21 protein-coding genes are annotated in these 24,033 nt (G+C 69.0%); 8 read left to right on the forward strand and 13 right to left on the reverse strand.

Features of this window, described 5'->3' with window-relative positions; translation table 11 throughout:
• Positions 1-300: 300 nt before the first annotated feature.
• The 3 genes from AB0M18_RS24370 to thyX all read right to left on the reverse strand — a co-directional run bounded on the left by AB0M18_RS24370 (position 301) and on the right by thyX (position 3,978).
• On the reverse strand, positions 301-1,986 hold the full coding sequence (locus tag AB0M18_RS24370; protein WP_365761411.1) for a ribonuclease J: 1,686 nt from the start codon (positions 1,984-1,986) through the stop codon (positions 301-303).
• 141 nt (positions 1,987-2,127) lie between these two features.
• Positions 2,128-3,027 (reverse strand): 4-hydroxy-tetrahydrodipicolinate synthase, encoded by a 900-nt coding sequence (gene dapA, locus AB0M18_RS24375; RefSeq protein ID WP_365761413.1) that lies wholly within the window; start codon positions 3,025-3,027, stop codon positions 2,128-2,130.
• A 207-nt stretch (positions 3,028-3,234) separates the two neighbouring features.
• Positions 3,235-3,978 (reverse strand): FAD-dependent thymidylate synthase, encoded by a 744-nt coding sequence (thyX, locus tag AB0M18_RS24380; RefSeq protein ID WP_365761415.1) that lies wholly within the window; start codon positions 3,976-3,978, stop codon positions 3,235-3,237.
• A gap of 165 nt (positions 3,979-4,143) precedes the next feature.
• On the opposite strand from thyX, the gene AB0M18_RS24385 reads away from it, so the two are divergent.
• Complete coding sequence (locus tag AB0M18_RS24385; RefSeq protein ID WP_365761417.1) at positions 4,144-4,383, forward strand: hypothetical protein; 240 nt, start codon at positions 4,144-4,146, stop codon at positions 4,381-4,383.
• A 52-nt stretch (positions 4,384-4,435) separates the two neighbouring features.
• On the forward strand, positions 4,436-4,984 hold the full coding sequence (locus AB0M18_RS24390; RefSeq protein ID WP_365761419.1) for a hypothetical protein: 549 nt from the start codon (positions 4,436-4,438) through the stop codon (positions 4,982-4,984).
• A gap of 40 nt (positions 4,985-5,024) precedes the next feature.
• Here AB0M18_RS24390 and AB0M18_RS24395 read toward each other — a convergent pair whose 3' ends face one another.
• The 6 genes from AB0M18_RS24395 to eccD form a co-directional block, all read right to left on the reverse strand.
• Positions 5,025-5,465, reverse strand: coding sequence for a hypothetical protein (locus AB0M18_RS24395; RefSeq protein WP_365761421.1), 441 nt, complete (start codon positions 5,463-5,465; stop codon positions 5,025-5,027).
• A 5-nt stretch (positions 5,466-5,470) separates the two neighbouring features.
• Complete coding sequence (dapB, locus tag AB0M18_RS24400) at positions 5,471-6,223, reverse strand: 4-hydroxy-tetrahydrodipicolinate reductase (RefSeq protein ID WP_365761423.1); 753 nt, start codon at positions 6,221-6,223, stop codon at positions 5,471-5,473.
• A 60-nt stretch (positions 6,224-6,283) separates the two neighbouring features.
• Positions 6,284-7,663 (reverse strand): pitrilysin family protein, encoded by a 1,380-nt coding sequence (locus AB0M18_RS24405; protein WP_365761425.1) that lies wholly within the window; start codon positions 7,661-7,663, stop codon positions 6,284-6,286.
• Positions 7,660-9,873: a polyribonucleotide nucleotidyltransferase gene (locus tag AB0M18_RS24410; protein WP_365761427.1), complete on the reverse strand. Its 2,214-nt coding sequence runs from the start codon at positions 9,871-9,873 to the stop codon at positions 7,660-7,662. Before AB0M18_RS24410 ends, AB0M18_RS24405 begins: the two co-directional genes overlap by 4 nt.
• Before the next feature lie 271 nt (positions 9,874-10,144).
• Positions 10,145-10,432, reverse strand: a complete 288-nt coding sequence (rpsO, locus tag AB0M18_RS24415; RefSeq protein ID WP_265864476.1) for a 30S ribosomal protein S15 — start codon at positions 10,430-10,432, stop codon at positions 10,145-10,147.
• Positions 10,433-10,631: 199 nt separating this feature from the next.
• The gene (gene eccD, locus AB0M18_RS24420; protein ID WP_365761430.1) at positions 10,632-12,107 is read right to left on the reverse strand and encodes a type VII secretion integral membrane protein EccD; all 1,476 of its coding nucleotides are present in this window, start codon (positions 12,105-12,107) and stop codon (positions 10,632-10,634) included.
• A 182-nt stretch (positions 12,108-12,289) separates the two neighbouring features.
• Between eccD and eccCa the strand changes: the two genes are divergently transcribed.
• The 6 genes from eccCa to AB0M18_RS24450 all read left to right on the forward strand — a co-directional run bounded on the left by eccCa (position 12,290) and on the right by AB0M18_RS24450 (position 20,633).
• Positions 12,290-16,240 (forward strand): type VII secretion protein EccCa, encoded by a 3,951-nt coding sequence (gene eccCa / locus AB0M18_RS24425; protein WP_365761432.1) that lies wholly within the window; start codon positions 12,290-12,292, stop codon positions 16,238-16,240.
• 131 nt (positions 16,241-16,371) lie between these two features.
• Positions 16,372-16,785: a hypothetical protein gene (locus tag AB0M18_RS24430; RefSeq protein WP_365761434.1), complete on the forward strand. Its 414-nt coding sequence runs from the start codon at positions 16,372-16,374 to the stop codon at positions 16,783-16,785.
• Positions 16,786-16,817: 32 nt separating this feature from the next.
• Positions 16,818-18,983: a hypothetical protein gene (locus AB0M18_RS24435; RefSeq protein WP_365761436.1), complete on the forward strand. Its 2,166-nt coding sequence runs from the start codon at positions 16,818-16,820 to the stop codon at positions 18,981-18,983.
• Positions 18,980-19,645: a hypothetical protein gene (locus AB0M18_RS24440; RefSeq protein WP_365761438.1), complete on the forward strand. Its 666-nt coding sequence runs from the start codon at positions 18,980-18,982 to the stop codon at positions 19,643-19,645. The genes AB0M18_RS24435 and AB0M18_RS24440 overlap by 4 nt, the downstream gene beginning before the upstream one ends.
• A gap of 8 nt (positions 19,646-19,653) precedes the next feature.
• Positions 19,654-20,310, forward strand: a complete 657-nt coding sequence (locus AB0M18_RS24445; RefSeq protein WP_365761440.1) for a hypothetical protein — start codon at positions 19,654-19,656, stop codon at positions 20,308-20,310.
• A gap of 89 nt (positions 20,311-20,399) precedes the next feature.
• Complete coding sequence (locus tag AB0M18_RS24450) at positions 20,400-20,633, forward strand: DUF397 domain-containing protein (protein WP_365761442.1); 234 nt, start codon at positions 20,400-20,402, stop codon at positions 20,631-20,633.
• A gap of 72 nt (positions 20,634-20,705) precedes the next feature.
• Here the strand turns inward: AB0M18_RS24450 and AB0M18_RS24455 are convergent, their stop codons facing one another.
• The 4 genes from AB0M18_RS24455 to AB0M18_RS24470 are packed head-to-tail and all read right to left on the reverse strand — an operon-like array spanning position 20,706 to position 24,015.
• Entirely contained in the window at positions 20,706-21,014 is a 309-nt protein-coding gene (locus AB0M18_RS24455; RefSeq protein WP_365761444.1) for a WXG100 family type VII secretion target, read from the reverse strand.
• A gap of 17 nt (positions 21,015-21,031) precedes the next feature.
• Positions 21,032-21,361: a hypothetical protein gene (locus AB0M18_RS24460; protein ID WP_365761446.1), complete on the reverse strand. Its 330-nt coding sequence runs from the start codon at positions 21,359-21,361 to the stop codon at positions 21,032-21,034.
• Positions 21,362-21,395: 34 nt separating this feature from the next.
• Complete coding sequence (locus tag AB0M18_RS24465) at positions 21,396-22,637, reverse strand: S8 family serine peptidase (RefSeq protein ID WP_365761448.1); 1,242 nt, start codon at positions 22,635-22,637, stop codon at positions 21,396-21,398.
• Between the two features lie 13 nt (positions 22,638-22,650).
• A complete protein-coding gene (locus tag AB0M18_RS24470) occupies positions 22,651-24,015 on the reverse strand; it encodes a hypothetical protein (RefSeq protein WP_365761450.1) in 1,365 nt (454 codons plus the stop codon).
• Between the last annotated feature and the right edge of the window lie 18 nt (positions 24,016-24,033).

Consider the following 24,033-nt stretch of genomic DNA (forward strand, 5'->3'; position numbering starts at 1 on the left):
CTTCCTTTGTACTCACCCTCGCGGGCTTTCCTCCGGGCGCTTCCTTCGTTTCCGACTCTATCAGATCTTTCCGATCCGATTTCCTCGGTGCTTTCTGGTCCCGATTACTTTCGCATTCGAGGCCTTCCGGCGCGTTCCGACTTTATCAGAAGTTCTGAGTCGGAATTTCCACCTCCCGGTTCGACCTCCCGGCACGCACTGGTGCCCGGGGCTTCCCCTTTGGCGGAGCCGTAAACGTACTGGAGGGGGGTGCCCCGATGCAAATCGAGGCGCCCCCCTCCGGGCGTACGCGACGGTCCGTCAGACCTCCACGACCACCGGGAGGATCATCGGGCGGCGGCGGTAGGTGTCGGACACCCACTTGCCGACCGTGCGACGGATCAGCTGCTGGAGCTGGTGGGGCTCGACCACGCCGTCCTGGGCGGACTTGTTCAGGGCCTGGTCGATCTTCGGGAGCACCGCGTCGAAGGCGGAGTCCTCGATGCCGGAGCCGCGGGCGTGGACGTTCGGGCCGCCGACGATCTTGCCGGTGGAGGAGTCCACGACGATGAAGACCGAGATGATGCCCTCCTCGCCGAGGATGCGGCGGTCCTTGAGGGATGCCTCGGTGACGTCGCCGACCGAGAGGCCGTCCACGTACACGTAGCCGGCCTGGACCTTGCCGGTGATGCGGGCGCGGCCGTCGACCAGGTCGACGACGACGCCGTCCTCGGCGATGACGATGTGGTCCTTCGGGATGCCCGTCATCGCGCCGAGCTCGGCGTTGGCGCGCAGGTGGCGCCATTCGCCGTGGACCGGCATGAGGTTCTTCGGCTTGCAGATGTTGTAGAAGTACAGCAGCTCGCCGGCCGAGGCGTGGCCCGAGACGTGGACCTTGGCGTTGCCCTTGTGGACGACGTTGGCGCCCCAGCGGGTCAGGCCGTTGATCACGCGGTAGACCGCGTTCTCGTTGCCCGGGATCAGGGACGACGCCAGGATCACGGTGTCACCGGGGACGATCCGGATCTGGTGGTCGCGGTTGGCCATCCGGGAGAGGGCGGCCATGGGCTCGCCCTGGGAGCCCGTACAGACGAGCACGACCTCGTCGTCCGGCAGGTCGTCGAGGGTCTTCACGTCCACGACGAGGCCGGCGGGGACCCGCAGGTAGCCGAGGTCGCGGGCGATGCCCATGTTGCGGACCATGGAGCGGCCGACGAAGGCGACCCGGCGGCCGTACTCGTGGGCGGCGTCCAGGATCTGCTGGATGCGGTGCACGTGGCTGGCGAAGCTGGCCACGATGATGCGCTTCTGGGCGTTGGCGAACACGTTGCGCAGGACGTTGGAGATGTCGCGCTCGTGTGCGGTGAAGCCGGGGACCTCGGCGTTCGTGGAGTCGGTGAGCAGGAGGTCGATGCCCTCCTCGCTCAGCCGCGCGAAGGCGTGCAGGTCGGTGAGACGGTTGTCCAGCGGGAGCTGGTCCATCTTGAAGTCGCCGGTGTGGACGGCCATGCCCGCGGGGGTGCGGATGGCGACGGCCAGGGCGTCGGGGATGGAGTGGTTGACGGCGATGAACTCGCAGTCGAAGGGGCCGAGCCGCTCACGGTCCCCCTCCGCCACCTCAAGGGTGAGCGGACGGATGCGGTGCTCCTGGAGCTTGGCCTCGATCAGGGCGAGGGTCAGCTTGGAGCCGATGAGCGGAATGTCCTGCTTCATGCGGAGCAGGTACGGCACACCACCGATGTGGTCCTCGTGGCCGTGGGTCAGGACGATGCCGACGACGTCGTCGAGGCGGTCCTGGATGGTGGTGAAGTCCGGCAGGATCAGGTCGACGCCGGGCTGCTCCTCCTCGGGGAAGAGGACGCCGCAGTCGACGATCAGCAGACGGCCGTCGTACTCGAAGACCGTCATGTTGCGGCCGATCTCGCCGAGGCCGCCGAGCGGGGTGACGCGCAGGCCGCCCTTGGGCAGCTTCGGCGGGGCGCCGAGTTCAGGATGCGGATGGCTCAAAAGACTCTCCTCACCACACGCGCCACGTACCGGCTCGGCACGTGGCGCGCATGACATTCGTGCACTTGCTGTGTGTGTCTTCGGTTACGAGTGTTCAATTACGCGTGTTCAGTTACGGATCTTCGGTTGTGAAGTCTGTTGTCAGAGCTGTACCCCGCCGGCGGCCAGGTCGACCTTGAGCTGGGCGGTCTCCTCGGCGGAGAGCTCGACGAGCGGCAGGCGCAGGGGGCCGGCCGGGAGTCCCTGGAGAGCGAGGGCGGCCTTGGTGGTCATGACGCCCTGGGTGCGGAACATGCCGGTGAAGACCGGAAGCAGCCGCTGGTGGATCTCGGTGGCCTTCTGGACGTCACCGGCGAGGTAGGCGTCGAGGAGGGCGCGGAGCTCCGGGGCGACGACGTGGCCGACCACGGAGACGAAGCCGCAGGCGCCCACGGAGAGCAGCGGCAGGTTGAGCATGTCGTCGCCGGAGTACCAGGCGAGGCCGCTTCGGGCGATGGCCCAGCTGGCCCGCCCGAGGTCGCCCTTGGCGTCCTTGTTGGCGACGATCCGCGGGTGCTCGGCGAGCCGGACGATGGTCTCGGTGTCGATCGGGACGCCGCTGCGGCCGGGGATGTCGTACAGCATCACCGGGAGCTCGGTGGCGTCGGCGATGGCCGAGAAGTGCCGGTACAGGCCCTCCTGCGGGGGCTTGTTGTAGTACGGCGTGACGGCGAGCAGGCCGTGCGCGCCGTCGCGCTCGGCGGTGCGGGCGAGCTCCAGGGTGTGGTGGGTGTCGTTGGTTCCGATGCCGGCGACGACGTGCGCGCGGTCGCCGACCGCCTCCAGTACGGCCCGTACGAGCTGCGATTTCTCCGCGTCGGTGGTGGTGGGGGACTCGCCGGTGGTGCCGTTGACGACGAGACCGTCGTTGCCGGCGTCGACCAGATGGGTGGCGAGTCGCTGGGCGCCGTCGAGGTCGAGTGCGCCGTCCGCCGTGAAGGGCGTGACCATGGCGGTGAGGACCCGCCCGAAGGGGGTCTGCGGAGTGGAGATCGGAGCCATGGGTAACACGCTACTCGCTGCTCAGCGCCGGGGGTCCCCTCGGGGGACGTGATAAAGGGAGCCCGGCACTGCCTGCTCGGGGGTTCAAGCAGTGCCGGGTCCGTTTGATCAGCCTAGATGAACTTCACGAAACGTCGCAATACGGACACTTCGCAGGGGTTGTTCGTACTTTTGTGCGCCCCCGGCGTGCGCCCCCCTGCTCACGGCTTACGGCGCGACCCGGCCGTTCTTGTTGAAGGCGGCGTGGGTCAGCGGCATCAGCCGGGCCCAGTGCTCCTCCATCTTCTCGCCCACCATCTCGATCTCCCGCTGCGGGAACGACGGCACCGCCGCCAGCTCGTGCTGGGTGCGCAGACCGAGGAAGTGCATCAGCGAGCGCGCGTTGCAGGTGGCGTACATCGAGGAGTAGAGGCCCACCGGCAGGACCGAACGGGCGACCTCGCGGGCCACGCCGGCGGCCAGCATCTCCTGGTACGTGGCGTACGCCTGGCGGTACGAGTCCTCCATGGCGCGGCCCGTCAGCTCGTGCTGCGCCTCGGTGCCCTCGACGAACACGTACTTGCCCGGGCGGCCCTCCTGGACCAGCTTGCGGGACGCGTCCGGCACGTAGAAGACCGGCTGGAGCTCCCTGTAGCGGCCCGACTCCTCGTTGTACGACCAGCCCACCCGGTGCCGCATGAACTCGCGGAACACGAAGATCGGGGCGCTGATGAAGAAGGTCATCGAGTTGTGCTCGAAGGGGCTGCCGTGACGGTCCCGCATCAGGTAGTTGATCAGGCCCTTGGAGCGCTCCGGGTCCTTCTGGAGCTCTTCGAGGGACTGCTCACCGGCCGTGGACACCCGGGCCGCCCAGAGGACGTCGGAGTCGGCCGCGGCGCTCTTGACCAGCTCGACGGTGACGTCGCTCCTGATCTCGATCTTCGCGTCGTGCTCGGTGGAGGTGTCGGTCACCAGCGGTCCTTCCCGGCGGGGCTCGTTGCAGTCGCCCACTCTATCCACCTACGTCTCAAGGATGAGATTGGGCCGCTTTGATGAAGAATCGGCACCAAAGCGCCTGTGTCCTCGTCTGTAGAGACGACAAGCACGTTTCAGCACCGAATCCCAGGAGAGTGGACCATGCCGCGCCGGCGAGAGGCCGTCCCGTTCGCGTTCGTCGCGGAGTCCGACCACTTCCGCAGTAACGTCACTCCCCCGCCGAAGGAACGTCTCACCGCCTCCCAGTACCTCGGCCGCACCCTCCTCGGTCTCACCGTCGTCGCCGGTCTCGTCGGCTCCCTCGTCTTCGGCATGCCGGCCCTCGGCGGCGGGGACGCGGGCGGCAGGCAGCATCAGTCCGAGGCATCCGACGGCCGCTGAGGTAGCCTCACCGGGCACAGCCACCGAACGTGCTTGTGAGTGAGGACCTGTCGTGCCCCTGCCCTTCCTGACGGCCGACCGCGCCTTTGACGCGGACGAGGACATCGCGCTGCCGTTCGCCGACCACGACCAGTGGCGGCGTCCGTACCGGCCCGGGCCGTGGCGGGTGGGGCTCGCCGCCCTCGCACTGCTGCTCGCCTCGTTCGTACTGCTCGCAGCCGTGATCATCGCCGCCGCGGGGGCGCCCGGCGGGGCGCTCCTCACCTTCGGCTTCGCCGCGGTGATCGTCGTCGCCGCGCTGCGCACCCTCCGTATGGGTGTCTGGGTCAGCCGGGCCGGTCTGCGGCACGTCCGCTTCTTCACCACGAGCACCCTGCCCTGGCACCAGGCGAACGGTGTGCGCACCGTCCAGCAGCCCGTGCGCTGGCTGGGGCTCCCCCGCACCGTGCAGGGCCAGGCCCTGGTCCTCGTACGGCAGAACGGCGAGCAGGTCGCGCTGCTGACCGATCACAACGCCGACTTCCTCTCCCGCGTCGAGGCCTTCGACCGCGCCGCGGACACCGTCGAGGCCTGGAACGCGGAGTACGCCGGCGCCCGCTAGGGCCACCGGCGTACTCACGCTCACGCAGGAACAGCTGCCGCTACACGGCGTCGTGCAGCGTGATCGCGCGCTGCATCGCCTTGCGGGCGCGCGGGGTGTCGCGGGCGTCGTGGTAGGCGACCGCGAGGCGGAACCAGGAACGCCAGTCGTCGGGCGCGTCCTCCGTCTCGGCCTTGCGCCGGGCGAACACCTCGTCGGCCGAATCGCGGTCGATCCGGCCGCCCTGGGTGCGCTTCAGCTCGTCGACGGGCAGTCCGCCCTCGGCCTCCAGCTCCGCGGCCAGCCGGTTGGCCCGGCGCGCGAAGCGGGTGTTCTGCCACAGGAACCAGGCGCCGACGACCGGCAGCACGAACGCTATCGCCCCCATGCCCATGGCGGCCGGCTCGCCGGTGAGGAGCAGCAGGACACCCTCCATCGCCACCACCCCGAAGACCAGCACCAGGACGGTGGCGAGGAAGACGTACGTGATCTTTCCGCCCATGCCCGTCAGCCCAGGTCCAGGAAGTGTTCCAGGCCGAAGGTGAGGCCCGGGACGGTGGTCACGCGGCGGGCGGCCAGCAGGATGCCCGGCATGAAGCTGGAGTGGTGCAGCGAGTCGTGCCGGATCGTGAGGGTCTCGCCCTCGCCGCCGAGCAGCACCTCCTGGTGGGCGAGCAGGCCCCGCAGGCGTACGGCGTGCACCGGGACGCCGTCCACGTTCGCACCGCGCGCCCCGTCCAGGGCGGTGGTGGTCGCGTCCGGCTGGGCGCCCAGGCCGGCCTCGGCGCGGGCCGCGGCGATCAGCTGGGCGGTGCGGGTGGCGGTGCCGGAGGGGGCGTCCACCTTGTTCGGGTGGTGCAGCTCGACGACCTCGACCGACTCGAAGTACGGCGCGGCGATCTGCGCGAACTTCATGGTGAGGACCGCGCCGATGGAGAAGTTCGGGGCGATCAGGACACCGGTCTGCGGCATCTGGTCGAGCCAGCCCGTCAGCTGCGCGAGGCGTTCCTCGGTCCAGCCGGTGGTGCCGACGACCGCGTGGATGCCGTGGCGCACGCAGAAGTCGAGGTTGCCCATGACCGAGCCGGGGGTGGTCAGCTCGACGACGACCTGGGCGTCCGCCTCGACGAGCGTCTCCAGCTTGTCGCCGCGGCCGAGGGCCGCGACCAGTTCCATGTCCTCGGCGGCCTCGACGGCCCTGACCGCCTCGGAGCCGATGCGGCCCTGGGCTCCGAGGACCGCCACGCGCAGCTTGCTCATTGCTCTTCCTTACTCGTGCTCTGGAGAACTCGTGCTCTGGAGACACTCGTGCTCAGGGGGTCAGGAGACCGCTTCGTGGAGGCGGCTCGCCTGCTTGTCCTTCAGCGGGCCTATCACCGAGAGCGAGGGCCGCTGCTCCAGTACATCGCGCGCCACCTCCCGTACCTCGTCGGGGGTGACGGCGGCGATCCGGGTCAGCATGTCGTCGACCGACATCTGGGTGCCCCAGCACAGCTCGCTCTTGCCGATGCGGTTCATCAGCGCTCCGGTGTCCTCCAGGCCGAGGACGGTGGAGCCCGAGAGCTGGCCGATGGCGCGGGCGATCTCGTCGTCGGTGAGACCGTCGGCGGCGACCTTGTCGAGCTCGTCCCGGCAGATCCTCAGCACGTCGTGGACCTGGCTGGGCCGGCAGCCCGCGTACACGCCGAACAGGCCGCAGTCGGCGAAGCCCGAGGTGTACGAGTAGACGCTGTAGGCCAGTCCGCGCTTCTCCCGGACCTCCTGGAAGAGGCGGGAGGACATGCCGCCGCCGAGGGCGGTGTTCAGTACGCCGAGGGCCCAGCGGCGCTCGTCGGTGCGGGCCAGGCCGGGCATGCCGAGGACCACGTGCGCCTGCTCGGTCTTGCGGCCGAGCAGCTCGACCCGGCCCGCGGTGCGCAGGGTGCGCCGTCCGTCGCGCGGGGCGATCGGAGCGGCGTCGTCCCGGCCGAGGGCGCCGGCACGTTCGAAGGCGCGGCGGACCTGGCGTACGACGGTGGCGTGGTCGACGTTGCCCGCGGCCGCGACCACCAGGTGGGTGGGGTCGTAGTGCTTCTTGTAGAAGCGGGCGACCTGGTCCCGGGTGAGCGCGTTGATGGTGTCGACGGTGCCGAGGACCGGGCGGCCCAGCGGGGTGTCGCCGAACATGGTCTGCGCGAACAGGTCGTGCACCATGTCGCCGGGGTCGTCCTCGGTCATCGCGATCTCCTCGAGGATGACGCCGCGCTCGGCGTCCACGTCGGAGTCGAGGATGAGCGAGCCCGTGAGCATGTCGCAGACGACGTCGATCGCCAGCGGCAGGTCGGTGTCGAGGACCCGGGCGTAGTAGCAGGTGTACTCCTTCGCCGTGAAGGCGTTCATCTCGCCGCCGACCGCGTCGATCGCGGCGGAGATGTCGAGGGCGGAGCGCTGCTTGGTGCCCTTGAAGAGGAGGTGCTCCAGGTAGTGGGTGGCGCCGTTGAGCGCCGGGGTCTCGTCGCGGGAGCCGACGTGCGCCCAGATGCCGAAGGTGGCGGAGCGCACGGACGGCAGGGTCTCGGTGACGACGCGGAGACCGCCGGGGAGGGTGGTGCGGCGGACGGTGCCGATGCCGTCCTTGCCCGGCAGAAGCGTTTGGGTACGGGCGACGGCCCGCCCCTTGGTGGAGGGGCGGGCCGTCGTCGCGGAACTGCGGGACGTCACTGGTCGGTGTCGTCCTTCTTCTCGGCCTCTTCGCCCTCGATCACGGGGATGAGGGAGAGCTTGCCGCGCTGGTCGATCTCGGCGATCTCGACCTGGACCTTGGCGCCGACCGCGAGCACGTCCTCGACGTTCTCCACGCGCTTGCCACCGGCGAGCTTGCGGATCTGCGAGATGTGCAGCAGGCCGTCCTTGCCGGGCATGAGGGAGACGAAGGCACCGAAGGTGGTGGTCTTGACGACCGTGCCCAGGTAGCGCTCGCCGACCTCCGGCATGGTCGGGTTGGCGATGCCGTTGATCGTGGCGCGGGCGGCCTCGGCGGCCGGGCCGTCGGCGGCACCGATGTAGATGGTGCCGTCGTCCTCGATCGTGATCTCGGCGCCGGTGTCCTCCTGGATCTGGTTGATCATCTTGCCCTTGGGGCCGATGACCTCGCCGATCTTGTCCACGGGGATCTTGACGGTGATGATCCGCGGGGCGTTGGGGGACATCTCGTCCGGGGTGTCGATCGCTTCCATCATCACGTCGAGGATGTGGAGGCGGGCGTCGCGGGCCTGCTTGAGGGCCGCGGCCAGGACGGAGGCCGGGATGCCGTCCAGCTTGGTGTCGAGCTGGAGAGCGGTGACGAACTCCTTCGTACCGGCGACCTTGAAGTCCATGTCGCCGAAGGCGTCCTCCGCACCGAGGATGTCGGTGAGGGTGACGTAGTGCGTCTCGCCGTCGATCTCCTGGGAGATCAGACCCATGGCGATACCGGCGACGGGGGCCTTGAGCGGCACACCGGCGTTCAGCAGCGACATGGTGGAGGCGCAGACCGAGCCCATGGACGTCGAGCCGTTGGAGCCGAGGGCCTCGGACACCTGGCGGATCGCGTAGGGGAACTCCTCGCGGGTCGGCAGGACCGGCACGAGGGCGCGCTCGGCGAGGGCGCCGTGGCCGATCTCGCGGCGCTTCGGGGAGCCGACGCGGCCGGTCTCGCCGGTGGAGTACGGCGGGAAGTTGTAGTTGTGCATGTAGCGCTTGCGGGTCACCGGGGAGAGGGTGTCCAGCTGCTGCTCCATGCGGAGCATGTTGAGGGTGGTGACGCCCAGGATCTGGGTCTCGCCACGCTCGAACAGGGCGGAGCCGTGCACGCGCGGGATGGCCTCGACCTCGGCGGCCAGCGTACGGATGTCCGTGACGCCGCGGCCGTCGATGCGGACCTTGTCCTTGATGACGCGCTCGCGGACCAGGGCCTTGGTGAGGCTGCGGTAGGCGGCGGAGATCTCCTTCTCGCGGCCCTCGAAGGCCGGGAGGAGCTTCTCGCCCGCGAGGACCTTGACGCGGTCCAGCTCGGTCTCGCGCTCCTGCTTGCCGGCGATGGTGAGCGCCTGGGCGAGCTCGCCGCGGACGGCGTCGGAGAGAGCGGCGTAGACGTCGTCCTCGTAGTCGAGGAAGATCGGGAACTCGCCCTCGGGCTTGGCGGCCTTGGCGGCGAGGTCGGACTGCGCCTTGCAGAGGACCTTGATGAAGGGCTTCGCGGCCTCGAGACCGGCGGCCACGACCTCCTCGGTCGGCGCCTCGGCGCCGCCCTTGACGAGCTCGATGGTGCGGTCGGTGGCCTCGGCCTCGACCATCATGATCGCGACGTCGCCGTCCTCCAGGACGCGACCGGCGACGACCATGTCGAAGACGGCGTCCTCGAGCTCGGTGTGCGTCGGGAAGGCGACCCACTGGCCGTTGATCAGGGCGACACGGGTGCCGCCGATCGGGCCGGAGAAGGGCAGGCCGGCCAGCTGCGTGGAGCAGGAGGCGGCGTTGATGGCGATCACGTCGTAGAGGTGATCGGGGTTGAGCGCCATGATCGTCTCGACGATCTGGATCTCGTTGCGCAGGCCCTTCTTGAAGGACGGGCGCAGCGGGCGGTCGATCAGGCGGCAGGTGAGGATCGCGTCCTCGGAGGGGCGGCCCTCGCGGCGGAAGAAGGAGCCGGGGATCTTGCCGGCGGCGTACATCCGCTCCTCGACGTCCACCGTGAGGGGGAAGAAGTCGAGCTGGTCCTTGGGCTTCTTCGACGCGGTGGTCGCGGACAGCACCATCGTGTCGTCGTCCAGGTAGGCGACGGCGGAGCCGGCGGCCTGGCGGGCCAGGCGGCCCGTCTCGAAGCGGATGGTGCGGGTGCCGAAGGCGCCGTTGTCGATGACGGCCTCGGCGTAGTGGGTCTCGTTCTCCACTAGCGGTTTCTCCTACGTTTCGTCTTTGCGTCCGCGGGCCCGTGTGGCGCGCGGGCGGTGCGGGAGAAGCGATGTGGGGGCGGGCCGGTCTTCGATCGAAGCTCCCGGGGACCATGCCCGGGGGCCACTACCGAGGACCGGCGGCGTGCCGGCTGCTTCTCGCGCGTGGATGTGGCGTTGTGTGACCAGACTAAGTGCCGGGGGGTACATCGCGCACGTACAGCAAAGGGAGCGGCCCCCTGAAAGTGGGAACCGCTCCCTTCACAGCGACTTACTTGGCGCCGGCCGCACCGCGGCGGATGCCGAGGCGGTCGACCAGCGTACGGAAGCGCTGGATGTCCTTCTTGGCCAGGTACTGCAGCAGGCGGCGACGCTGACCGACCAGGATCAGCAGACCACGACGGGAGTGGTGGTCGTGCTTGTGGGTCTTGAGGTGCTCGGTCAGGTCCGAGATGCGGCGGGAAAGCATCGCGACCTGGACCTCGGGGGAGCCGGTGTCGCCCTCCTTGGTGCCGAACTCGGCCATGATCTGCTTCTTGACAGCGGTGTCGAGAGCCACGCGGATCTCCTCTGGTTCGTGCGCCCACGAGTGCCCCTGGTCTAGGTCTCAGGGGAAGCTTCGGTGACTCGGGAGCGAAGGTCCGATGAGCGCTGCTTCCCGATCTTCACGGGTTGCCCGTGGGTTTCCGGAAGCGCGTACACAAACGGCCGTCACACAGCGTACCAGGTCACCACAGCGGCCCTGAGCTCCCCCGGCCTCAGCTGGTGAGCGAGCGGGCCCGCATGAAGACGTCGAGGACGGCGAGGCACAGCGGGACCAGGGAGAGCAGCACGAAGCCCTCGGTGAGGTCGAGCAGTCGGCCCCAGAAGGGCGAGAGTCCCTTGCGCGGGATGATCAGGCCGATCGCGGTGACCAGGGCGGCGCCGGCGGCGACGGCCGCGGTGAGCCAGATCGTACGGATGTCGAGGCCGCCGCGGTCCCCGTACATCAGGAGGTCCTTCACCAGGTCGACCGGCGGGTTCAGGGAGAGGCCGAGGACCAGCAGGGCGATCGCGGCGAGGCCGGCGACCAGGACGCAGGCGACCTGCGAGGTGTAGCGGAAGAGACGGGCGCGCAGCAGCATCGCCAGGCCGGCGGCGAGGGCGAGCAGCTGACCCCAGGTGTTGGCGGCGAAGCCGAGGACGGCCGAGGAGCCGACGACGACCGCGGCGCAGCCGCCGACCAGGCCGAGCAGCATCTCGTGGCCGCGGCGGGCCTGGAGCGCGATCCGCTCGCCGTCGACGGGCTGCGCGTCGGGGCCGGCCTGCTGGTGCGGGTCGGCGAGGAACTCGTCGTCGGTGGCGCTGCGCGGGGAGGCGTAACCGATGGGGAGCCGGGCGAAGCGGGCGGACAGGCTCGGCAGGAAGGCGACCAGGCCGATCGCGACGGGCACGCAGACGGCGGCCGTCTGGGTGGCGGAGGCCTCGGTGAGGATCGCGACGAAGGTGGCGAGGGTGCCGACGGTGGCCAGGAAGGTCGCGGCGACGAACGGGGCGTCACCGCTGGGGGTGAGCGCGACCAGGGCGACGGAGGCGACCAGGACGGTGACGCAGCCCATCAGGAACTGGAGCCGGCCCGGTCCCTGGCCGGCGTCCGGGGCGAGGATGCCGGAGCCGGCGATCAGCAGCAGCGGCAGCGCGCCGAGGCCGAGTGCGACGGCGGTGGCGCGGTCCCCGTAGACCCGGGCGCGGACGCCGGCGAAGGCGGTGAGGAGCACGCCGGCCGCGCCGGCGATGACGCCGGGCAGGCTGTGCATGTCGTGCCGGACGGGGTCGGCGAACCAGAGCACGAAGCCCATGAGGACGAGGAGCAGCACGCCGCCGACGAGTCCGGCGCCGCGCAGCAGGTCGTCGCTCCACAGGTGCCGGTCGCGGGTGACGGCGGAGGCGACGGCGTCGGAGACGTCGTCGAAGACGGCCGGCGGCAGGGACTGCGCGAAGGGGCGCAGGCTCAGCACCTCGCCGTCGAGGACCTGTTGGGCGGCGAGGGTGCGGGCGCCGTCGAGGACGGTGCCGTCGCGTCGCACCAGGTGGTATCCGGTGGGGGCGCCGGCCGGCTGGGTCTGTCCGGTGAGCCGGAGGATCTCCGGGTAGACGTCGGCGACGGCGATGTCCTCGGGGAGTGCGACGTCGATGCGGCTGTCCGGCGCCACGACGGTGACGCGGCAGAAGCCGGTCGCTGCGGTCGTACTCACGTGTCTGGACCCCCTGATTCGCGGTTGCGCACACTGCGGCGACACCCTACCGGGGACCGCTGACGGTGGCTGCAAGTAGGATCCTGCACTCACGGGGGAGTCCGCATCGAAACACAGTCGACGGGGGCGCTGGTGCGGAGAATCCTCCCCGAGCCCGCCCGTAACGAGGGATTGATGCGCCGGTGAGCCAGATCGTCGTCAAACGCCCGCCGAGGTCCCTTCCTCCGGAAGTACCCGGTGAGGAACTGGTCCTGGAGTCGCCGCCGGAACTGCCGCGGGGCCAGCAGGAGTCCGCGCTGATGCAGCTCCTGCCGATGCTCGGCATGGGTTCGTCCGTGGTGTTCTTCTTCATGACGCCGTCGCCGATCATGCGCATCATGGGCACCCTGATGCTGGCGTCGACGGTCGGCATGGCCATCGCCCAGTTCGTCAGATTCCGCCGCGGGTCGCAGGGGCAAATGGCCGATGTGCGGCGGGACTACCTCAAATACCTCGCGCAGACCCGGCGTACGGTGCGGCGCACGGCGCGCAGGCAGCGGGACGCGCAGCTGTTCCTGCACCCGGCGCCCGAGCAGTTGTGGTCGGTGGTCGCGGAGGGTTCGCGGGTCTGGGAGCGGCGGGTCGGTGACCACGACTTCGCGCAGGCCCGGATCGGGCTCGGCGCCCAGCAGTTGGCGACTCCGCTGGTGGCGCCGGACACGGCGCCGGTGGACGAGCTGGAGCCGCTGTGCGCGGGGGCGATGCAGCAGTTCCTGGCGGTGCACGGCACGTTGGACGGGCTGCCGATGGCGGTCTCGATGCGCGCCTTCTATCACGTGACGGTCTCCGGTGATCCGGAGTCGGCGCAGTCCGCGGCGCGCGGACTGGTGGCGCAGCTGGTGACCCTGCACTCCCCCGACGACCTGATGGTGGCCGTGGTGGCGGCACGGGGTGCGCAGGAGCGCTGGGACTGGACGAAGTGGCTGCCGCACACGCAGGTGCCGGGCACGGTCGACGGGGCGGGCACGAAGCGCCTGTTCGGCGACGACCTGGGCGAGCTGGAGCAGTTGCTGCGGTCCCGGCTCGACGGCCGGCCGCGGTTCAGCCGGGAGAACCAGCCGGTGCTCGACCAGCCGCATGTCGTGGTGGTCCTGGACGGCGGAATGGTGCCGCCGGACTCGCTGTTCGCGGCGGCCGAGGGCCTGCAGGGCGTGACGATCGTCGAGGTGGTGTCGGGCGAGCTCGACGAGCCGCGCGGTGGTCTGTCCGTGGTGGTGCGGCCCGGGCGGCTGCGCCTTGAGTCGGGCGGCGGTTTCGCGTACGAGGGCGTGCCGGACGTCATGTCGCCGCAGGCCGCGGAGGCGCTGGCCCGGCAGCTGGCGCCGCTGCGGATGGGCGGCGGGGACGACGACGAACCGCTGCTCGCCAACCTGGACTTCACGGATCTGCTGAACCTGGGCGACGCGGCCTCGGTGGACGTGGCGCGCACCTGGCGGCCGCGTTCGGTCGCGGAGCGGCTGCGGGTGCCGATCGGCGTGGGCGAGGACGGCTCGCCGGTCATGCTGGACCTGAAGGAGGCCGCGCAGGAGGGCATGGGCCCGCACGGTCTGTGCGTGGGTGCGACGGGTTCCGGCAAGTCGGAGCTGCTGCGCACGCTGGTGCTCGGTCTGGCGGTGACGCACTCCTCGGAGACGCTGAACTTCGTCCTCGCGGACTTCAAGGGCGGCGCGACCTTCATGGGCATGTCGCAGATGCCGCACGTGGCGGCGGTCATCACCAACCTGGCGGACGACCTGACGCTGGTCGACCGCATGGGTGACGCGATCCGCGGCGAGCTGCAGCGGCGTCAGGAGCTGCTGCGGTCGGCGGGCAACTACGCCAACATCCACGACTACGAGAAGGCGCGGGCGGCGGGTGCTCCGCTGGAGCCGCTGGCCTCGCTGGTGCTGGTCATCGACGAGTTCTCCGAACTCCTCACGGCCAAGCCCGACTTCATCGACATGTTCATCCAGATCGGCCGCATCGGCCGGTCGCTCGGTGTGCACCTGCTGCTCGCCTCGCAGCGCCTGGAGGAGGGCAAGCTGCGCGGCCTCGACACGTACCTCTCGTACCGGATCGGTCTGCGGACCTTCTCGGCGGCCGAGTCGCGCACGGCGATCGGTGTGCCGGACGCGTACCACCTGCCGTCGGTGCCGGGTTCGGGCTATCTGAAGTTCGGTACGGACGAGATGACCCGCTTCAAGGCGGCGTACGTCTCCGGCACGTACCGTACGGGCGGGCCGCGTCTCGAGGCGGGCAGCATGCCGATCGAGCGGCGGCCCGCGCTGTTCACGGCCTCGCCGGTGCCCGTGGTGTACGCGGCGCCGGACCCGGCGTATCTGACCGCGCGGCGCGACGACGAGGACGAGGCGCTCGCGGACACCGTCCTCGACGTGATCGTGCGCCGTCTGGAGGGGCAGGGCGTGCCGGCCCACCAGGTGTGGCTGCCGCCGCTCGACCAGGCGCCGTCGCTCGACCAGCTGCTGCCGGGGCTCGCGCAGACCGCGGACCGGGGCCTCACGGCGACCGAGTACACGCGGCCGGGCGGGCTCACCGTGCCGCTCGGTCTCATCGACAAGCCGTTCGAGCAGCGCCGCGAGGTGCTGTACCGGGACTTCTCGGGTGCGGCGGGCCACATGATGGTGGTCGGCGGTCCGCAGTCCGGCAAGTCGACGCTGATGCGCTCGCTGGTCGCGTCGTTCGCGCTCACCCACACCCCGGCCGAGGTGCAGTTCTACTGCCTCGACTTCGGTGGCGGCGGCATGTCCTCGCTGGCCGAGCTGCCGCATGTCGGCGGGGTGGCCTCGCGCCTCGACCCGGAGCGGGTGCGGCGCACGGTGGCCGAGGTGCTCGGCGTACTGAACCGGCGCGAGGAGTTCTTCCGCTCGCACAACATCGACTCGATGACGACGTACCGGCGCAAGCGCGCGGCGGGCGAGCTGCCGAACGAACCCTGGGGCGACGTCTTCCTGGTCATCGACGGCTGGGGCGGTTTCCGCACCGAGTACGAGGGCCTGGAGTCCGTGATCTCCGACCTCGCCTCGCGCGGTCTGGGCTACGGCATCCACGTGGTGATCACCGCGGCCCGCTACATGGAGGTCCGGGCGGCGCTCAAGGACCAGATGCTGGGCCGGCTCGAACTGCGGCTCGGTGACGTCATGGACTCCGAGTTCGACCGCAAGGTCGCGGCGAACGTGCCGACCGGCGTGCCCGGACGCGGCCAGGTGCCGGAGAAGCTGCACTTCATGGGCGCGCTGCCGCGCATCGACGGTTCGAGCTCGGCGAGCGACCTGTCGTCGGGCACGGCGGCCTTCGTCGAGGCCGTGCGCACGGCCTGGCAGGGCCCCGGCGCGCCGGCCGTCCGTCTGCTGCCGCACAAGCTGCCGGCCGAACAGCTGCCGAAGGGCTTCGAGTTCCCGCAGCACGGCATCGCGATCGGCATCGACGAGACGCGCCTGGAGCCGGTCTTCGTCAACTTCGAGACCGACCCGTTCCTCCTGATCTTCGGCGAGAGCGAGTCCGGCAAGACCAACCTGCTGCGCCTCATCGCCAAGCAGATCGGCGAGCGCTACTCCCCCGACGAGGCGAAGCTGGTCGTCGGCGACTACCGGCGTTCGCTGCTCGGCGCGCTGCCGGAGGAGCACCTGCTCGAGTACGCGCCGATGGCGAGCTCCATGCAGATGCACATGGAGGCCCTGGGCGGCGTCTTCGCCCGCCGCCAGCCGCCGCAGGACGTGACGCCGCAGCAGCTGCGCGACCGCAGCTGGTGGTCGGGCCCGCAGGTCTTCATCATCGTCGACGACTACGACCTGGTGGCGACCAGCGCCGGCAACCCGCTGGCCCCGCTGGCCGAGTACCTGCCCTTCGCCCGCGACACGGGCGTCCGCTTCATCATCGCCCGCAACAGCGCGGGCGCCTCGCGCTCCCTGTACGAGTCCTTCATGCAGCGCATCAAGGAGCTGGGCGCCCAGGGCATCGTCCTCTCCGGCGACCCCGCCGAGGGCGACCTCGTCGGCACCGCCCGCCCCCGCCCGATGCCGCCGGGCCGCGGCTACTTCGTGGGCCGCCGGGGCCAGGCCTCGCTGGTGCAGACGGGGCGGCTGCCGGAACGGTAGGCCCCCGCTCTCCCGGTCATGGTGCGGGCATGGTGCGGCCTCGCGATCGAGGCCGCGCGATTGACCCGCGCCATTGGACGTGAGCACTTCAGGAATGTGAACATCACTGCAACTCACACGAGGGGGACCGCATGTCGTTCGATGACGAATGGGCACAGCAGAAAAGCGCAGCGGCCACGCGCCTCAACCAGCTTCCCGCGGATCCGGGTGGGGGCGGCAGCGGCAAGCCCGACCTCGGGACGACGCCGGCGAAGAAGCAGAAGGCCGCCAACGACATCGCGGGCATCCAGACGACGGTGCGGGAAGGCGCGGACGCGGCCGACGAGGGCACCAACGGCGCGGTCTCCGAGTTCAAGGGCTGGGACACCGCGTCCGGGCTGAAGAAGGCCCACGAGCACTGGGACACGCAGGTGGCTCGTCTGCAGGGCCGGCTGGGCGGGGACAGGGATGCCCTCACGGGCACGGCTAATCGGTTCGTGCTCAACGACCTGGAGACGGAGTACAGCTTCAACTCGGTGAATTCCAAGATCACCGGCGTGTCGTAGGGGGAACCGGAATGCCGACGTACCAGGAAATCATGCAGACCGACCTCGGCAAGCTGATCACGGCTGCTGACGGCTGGAAGAAGATGGCCGGGAAGTTCAAGGAGGCGGAGGACGCCTACGAGAAGCAGGTCCAGAGCGTCGCCACCGACAACCCGCTGTGGACCGGCCAGGCCCAGCAGGTCAGCGCCGTGAACTTCGCGATGACCCGCAAGGAGCTCGACTCGGCGCAGAAGGAAGCACTGGCCGTGGAGTCGCTGCTGCGTGACGCCCATGGCACGTTCACCGAACTCAAGAACCGGGTGAAGTCGGCGGTCGACGAGGCGATAGCCGCCGGCATGAAGGTCAACGAGTCCGGCAACGCGAGCTACGACTTCAGCAAGGTCAGCACGCAGGACGCCTACACCATCCGGCACGACCCGGATCTGCACGACGTCGAGATGTCCTGGACGCGGAAGATCAGCGACGCGGTCAAGGCTGTCACGGATTACGACGCGGACGTCAAGGTCGCCCTGCTCAACGCCTCCGGCGCCGACGGCACCGCACCGTTCGGCTTCAACTCCAAGCCGGTCAACGACGTCGAGGCGGTCGAGGCGCTCAAGCTCTCGGAGAAGGTCCGCGAGGGCAAGGCGTCGAAGGCGGAGCTGGAGCACTACCGCGAGATCCTGGAGAAGAACTCCAAGGACAAGCACTTCAGCGAGGCCTACCTGAACGGCCTGGGCGCGAAGGACACCCTCACGATCGCGGACAGGATGAACCTGGCCGCGAACGAGCGGGGCCTCTCGGACGCCGAGAAGAAGCTCTACAACTCGATCAACGCGGGCCTGGCGGACACGATCGCCTCGGGGACGAGCGACCCGAAGAGCTACGCGTACCGGCCGTTCGTGGACGGTCTGAAGGAGCTCGGCGGCGAGGTCGTCACCGATGAGACCGGCCCCTTCGGCGACAACGTCCCGACGCACGGATACCAGGTCCTCGTCACCCTCATGAACCAGGGGAACCCGGACGGCTACGGCAAGGAGTTCCTCAACGAGATCGGTCACGACATGATCGAGATCGAGAAGAAGGACCCTGACCACTGGGCGCACTTCAGGGACGTGTTGCGTCCCAACGTCGCTGCCGACCCGCTGGACGGCCTGCTCAACATCATGAGCAAGGACCCGGCGGACGCCGAGTACTTCCTCGACCCCAAGGCGCCGGGGAACGAGAACGAGCACCTGAAGTTCCTTCTCACGGACCGGGAGTGGCCGAAGGAAGGGCTGAACAACGTCTATGGGCCTCCCCAGTTCATGGACGACCCCATGAAGGCCATGGGCCTCGGGAATGCCATTCAGGCGGCGGCGACCGGCCACGAGCCGGGCGAGAAACTCGGACCGGTCGGACTGCACAGCGATGGCCAGGCGCGGGTCATGCACAACGCGATCAAGTTCCTCGACGATGACATGGGCGGTGCCAAGGCCTTCGAAGGAGACTTGGCAAACCTCCGTCAACCGATGGCGAGGGCCTTGGCAGACTATGTTGCCGATACCCACCTCGGACTCAACGGGCAGGAGGCGGCGTACGGGGAGGTCGACGGCAAGGACTCCATCACCACTCGTCCGGGATCGGGTGACACCTCGAGCATTGCCGTGGGGCAGGGAAGTCTCGTTCGCGTCATGCGTGGCATCGCTGACGACGGCCCGTCCTACGCCCTCCTCTACGAGGCTGAGCGCTCCTATTCCGCCCACCTGCTTGCCGAGGCTCCGCCCTTCCACGGCGATCCCATGCATTCATCCAGCGCGGAATGGAACCACCGATCGCGGGACATCGGAATGGCGATGGGCGCCCTCAACGAGATCGGCGCCGACGTGTACATAGACAAGGCGGACGACAAGGTGAAGTGGGCCGAGGGCACCTCGGAGCACACGGCAGCGGCGGTCAACGGAATGATCGGAGAGATTCCGGTCGTCGGCACCGTGGGAGGCTCGATCATTGACTCCGTCAAGTACGAATGGGTCAAGGATGTCACCGACCTCGCAGAAGAACAACGAGACAACGCAGTCAGCGACAACTTCGCCTCCGGCAAGCAAGGCGTTTCCAAGATTTACAACGCATGGCAGACTCAGGAGAATGTGGCCACCGGACCGTTCAATGCGGCGCGGGATGCCGCCTACGGCGGTCTCAGCGACGGTATCGGCGACGCCAGGAAGCATCTGGGATGAAGACGTCGAAGCGACGCCCTTGGCTCGCGCTCGCAGCTATCTCCGCGGTCAGCATGACCTCCTGTACTTCTGAGCCCGCGAGCCCTCCTGAAAACAGACTCTGCAAAATCCCGGCAGGTTCTGTCGAGGAACAGTTGCTGCACGCTGTCATCCGAACGAAGACCTTCAGGACTGACTCGCACCAACCTCGCGACCAGCGCTTCGTCGAGAGGATGGAGGAGAACCTCCGCAACATCGCGGACCCAGCCGCGACCTACGCCGTCATGGGATGCTCCTACGTACCGAACGGGCAAGAAGGTATCGGCCGCGCCACGATCGAATTCGAGTGGGAACCCCTCGGTGACGCAAACAAGGAGGCCCTCGAGAAGGACACCCGGGAATACCGGCTGAATGGCGCAACCGGAAGATCCAATGATGTCACGACGAGCCTGTACGTCCAGTGCCTCATGCCAGGTGAGCTGAAGGCACCTTCGAAGAAGGTCCTCCTTCACACAGATGCCGCGTTCACGGTGAATCTGGGTCCCATTCACGATCACCACACCCAGGACCAGCAGATGGAGTTCGTCTACCGCATGGCGCGCCGGGCCACGGAGGCCCTGGGCTGTCAGAACAAGCCGCTGGAGAAGGAGCCGGTCGTGAAGCCGTCCTTCGCGAAGCGTTGAGAGGGATCATGCGTCACCTGAAGCCCCGGGCCGCCACAGCGGTCAGCGTCGTCGTCCTGCCCCTGCTCGTCGGCTGTGGCGGCGGCGGGGCGGACAACGGCGGATCCGTGAGCGTGGACCGGCTGGTGACGCTCTCGGAGGAGGTCGGAAAGGACGGCGCGGACACGTGCCCCCTGCCGTACGACGCCGCCGATGCGGTGGACGAGGCCGGACTCGGCGAGGGCATCGAGCCGGGTGCGGCAGGCGCGGAGGTGGACGAGCCCGTCGCGACCGCCCAGGGCGGGAGGACGTCGGATCCGCAGTCGCCGTGGGCAGGCAAGGCCGGTGCCTGGATCACCTGCTCGTACCACGTGGGCGGCGAGGATCTGGACATCCACACCGCCGGCACGGAAGCGGGGAACGCCATCAACCTCCTGCTGCCCACCGCGCAGAGCGCCGCCGGCATGAGCTCCGACGAGATGAAGACCTACTACGAGAAAGCCGACAAGGCCAAGCCCGGAGAACCGGTGCCGAGCCAGAGCGGCAACGTCGTCACCGTACGGCTCGATTCCGGCGGCAAGGGCGATGTCGCCCTGCTGCTGACCGTCGGCGAGGACCACAAGAGCAAGCTGAAGCCGGAGCAGGTTCTCGAGCTCGCGCGGACCTTCGCCACGCAGGTGAAGTGAATCTGTGCATTCCGTCTGACAGGGGACTCGCCCGTGGTCGATCATTGATCCCGCGACGACGTTCCGCCCGCACAAAGGAGCAGAGCCAGATGAGCACTCAGCAGGAGAAGGACGAGCTGTACGCGCTCGACATCAGCGGCGTCGAGTGGCAGGGCGCCCCCGGGACGAGCCCCGACGAGGAGCGCGTGGAGATCGCCCACCTGCCGGGCGGCGGGATCGCGATGCGGTCGTCGCTCGACCACGACACCGTGCTGCGGTACACGAAGGCGGAGTGGGACGCGTTCGTACTCGGCGCGAAGGACGGCGAGTTCGACCTGCAGTAGGCGCCGGTGAACATGAGAAGGGGCCCGCTCCGGGAGGAGCGGGCCCCTTCTCATGGACCGGGTCCGGGTGGATCAGTACGACTCGGTGAAGAGGCGCGAGGCCTTCACGTCGGTGGAGCGGTAGCTGTCCTTGCCCTGCTCGACGATCTGGGCGATCTTCTCGAGGCGGGCCTTCATGTCCTCGGCACGCTTCTTGTACTTGCCCTGAAGGATCTCGTACTCGCGGTGCGCGTCACCGTCCCACGTGTCGGTCACGGTGCGGAGCGCCGTGTCCATCGTCGTGAGGTCGTTGACGATCTGCTGCGAGACCGCACGGATGCGGTTCGCCATCTCCTGAACGCTTTCGTACCGGACCTTGGTCCCGGCGGCGTCGACAGACATGTTGATCCCCCTTTTCGTCAGATGTTGTTGAGCGACGAGTGGTTGACGGCGGCGAAGGTGGCGCGCACGTCGTCGTCGTTCGCGTTGCTGAGGTTCTTGGTCTCGCTCACAGCGTGGAGGAGGACGTTCAGCAGACGACGGATGGTGTCGTGGTCCTCGTTGAGGTTCGTCTGGGCCGTCTTGAAGCCGATCGCACCGACACCGGTCCAGCCGGCGGCGCACGTCTCGAGGATGTTGGCGAGCTCACGCGCCTGCTTGGAGACCGCGTCACCGGTCTCCGTGATCTTGATCTTCGCCTTGGTGATCGGATCGTCTGCGAGTCCGAACCCACCAGCGGGAGTGCTCATGTAATGCTCCTCTTGTTGTCGATGCTGCAGTTGTTCATGCGTCTGTCGACGCTCTCCTGCGTACTCCCGCCACTACGCCGAAGCCGATCAGGGCGACGACGGCGACGGCACTCGCGACAATGGCCCAGAGCGGAAAACCGCCCTCGTCGGACTCTGCGGCCTGGTTGTTGTCCTTGGCCTGGCCGTTGCCGCTTGCCCCCGTGTTCTCAGGAGAGGGGGAGGTCTGTGATGCGTTGGACGGCTTGGGTGTCGGCGCCTTGCCCGCGCCCTGCGCGGCGAGCAGCGGGTCGACGTCTGGGTCGCCCGGGTTGCCTTTGCCCTCAAGGAGGACCTGGGCGGGGCGGACGGAACCGTAGCCGATGTAAGGGGACGGAACCGGGCCCGTGTGGCCCGCAGTCTCCATCATGACCCGGAGAACCTGGTTCCTCGTCCATTCGGGGTGAGCGGACCAGATGAGGGCGGCGGTACCGGAGGCAATGGCAGCGGAATGGCTGGTGCCCCAGAAGCCGCAGAATTTGTTCTTGTCATTGGGGCAGCGTCCCGGCATTTCGATACCGGGAGCGACCAGGTCGACATAGGAGCCGTAGTCGGAGAACTTGGCGACCTTGCCCTTGGTGTCCACGGCGCCTACAGCAACCACGCCGGGAACGGAGGCAGGGTAGACGTTGCGCCGCTCCCTACCGTCGTTGCCGGAGGCGGCGAAGATCAATGCGCCCTTCTGCACCGCGTAGTCGACTGTGCTCTGCCACTCGCGGGCTTCAGCCTCGTCCGCCACACCACCGGACGAGATGTTGATCACCCGAGCGCCGTTGTCCACTGCGTAGCGGATGCCCTGGAACATGGTCTTCCACCCGTTGAAGGCGTAGTCGCCCGTCTTGACCGGGAGGATCCCCGCTCCGGGAGCAATGCCCTTCACACCACCGTCGGCACCGGTCCCGGCGATCGCGAGGGCCATGTTCGTGCCGTGGCGGTCCCTGTCCTTGTCATCCACACGGCCAAGCCCGCCCGTGTCGAAGTTGCGTCCGGGCAGCACCTTTCCACGCAGCTCCGGCAGCGTCGAGTCGACGCCGGTGTCGAGCACCGCCACGGTGATGCCCTTGCCCGTGGCCACCTTCCACAGCTCGTCGGCCTTCATCGCGTCCAGATACCACTGGCGCGACCGCATGTCGTCCGCCGTCGCGGCAGGCGCCGCGACGGTCCAGGTGGCGACGACGGCCGACATGGCGCCGAGCAGGGCTGCTGCGCGGCGCCGGGCGACCCGGGTGAGGGGGGACATCAGGGAAGTGCTCCTAGTCGATGACGGGCGGGACGATCTGGCGCTGGCCCGAGGTCCACGTCTCCTCGTCCTCGGTCAGATAGTCGGGGCGGTGGCCCGGCTGACGCCGTTCCTCCCCCTCGTGCTGCGACGAAGCGGGCGGACGCACCAGACCCGTGCCACCGGGAGTGAAGGCCGAGCGTCCACTCACACCGGACGCCCTGGGCGCGCCCACGGTTCCGCCCGGCTGGTTTGCCAGGCGGCGGCCTGCGCCACCCTGGCCGCCGGCGGGGCCGCCGTGCATGCCACCGGCGCCCGGGCCGTGCATGCCACCTGCGCCACGGCCGTACGGCGCGGAGGTCCGCTCCTCGCCGACCACCATGCCCTTGGGCATACGACCCATCTGCTGGTTCGTGAGCGGACGACCGGGCACCTGACGGCCACCGGTGATGCCCTCGGTACGGCCCATCGGGCCCGGAAGGCCGGTGCGGTTCGCTCCGCTCGGCAGACCCGTGATCGGCGCCCGGGGCGGCTGGTAACCGCTCTGCTGAGCCATCGGCGGCGCCATGGGCGGAAGGGGCAGCGGGTTCGTGGGCGTCGGTGGCGTCGCGGTGGTGGTCACCGGAGGCTGTACGGGCGGTCGGTTGGTGGTCTCCGGCGGCGGCGTAAGCGTCACGGAGTCGAGATTGGTGTCCACCTCGGACTCCGGAGGGCGCGGCGGCGTGACCGACGGCGGGTTCACCGGGTCGGCGATCGGCCGATGCGTGCTGCTCGGGGTCGACACGTCGGCCCGTTGGAGTGTCGTGTGGCCGGTCGGAGTGGTGCCCGTACCGGAACCCGAACCCGAACCCGAATACGTCCCGGAGCCGGTACCGCTCCCCGAACCGTACTCGCTATATCCACCGTCCCAGCGGCCTTCGACCGGCTTGAACTCCGGCTGCCGCTCCGCCGCGAGACGCTCACTCGACGTGTCGTAGTACGAAGAGAGGCGCTCCATCTGCTGGATGCCTTCCTGGAGCTTCGGGCCGGTCTCCGCCTCAAGGCGGGCCTTCTCCTTCTCCGGGTCCGCGAAGCACATGCCCGCCGGCTTCGGCATGGCCGACTTGGCCTCGGACAGCGCGTTTCCCGCGCGCTTCATCTCCTCGGACACGACCTTGGTGAAGTCACCGAGGACGAGCGTCTCACGGACCATGCCTTCGCCCCACAGGCGGAAGGCATCGCCGCCCTCACCCTCCCACTGCACGTGGGAGATGTAGTGCCTCAGGTCCGCGGCGATGTCGAGAATCTTCGGCACCGCCGCCGCGAGCGCCGTGCCTGTGCTCGAAATCTCCTCGGGCTTGGCCGACGCGATCATCGCGTACAGAGCGTCCAGGGACTTCCCCTCGAACTCTCCAGACATCGTGTTGTCCTCCCCCGT

Origin of the sequence: Streptomyces sp. NPDC051909 (assembly GCF_040681095.1) — a bacterium.
Lineage (GTDB): Bacteria > Actinomycetota > Actinomycetes > Streptomycetales > Streptomycetaceae > Streptomyces.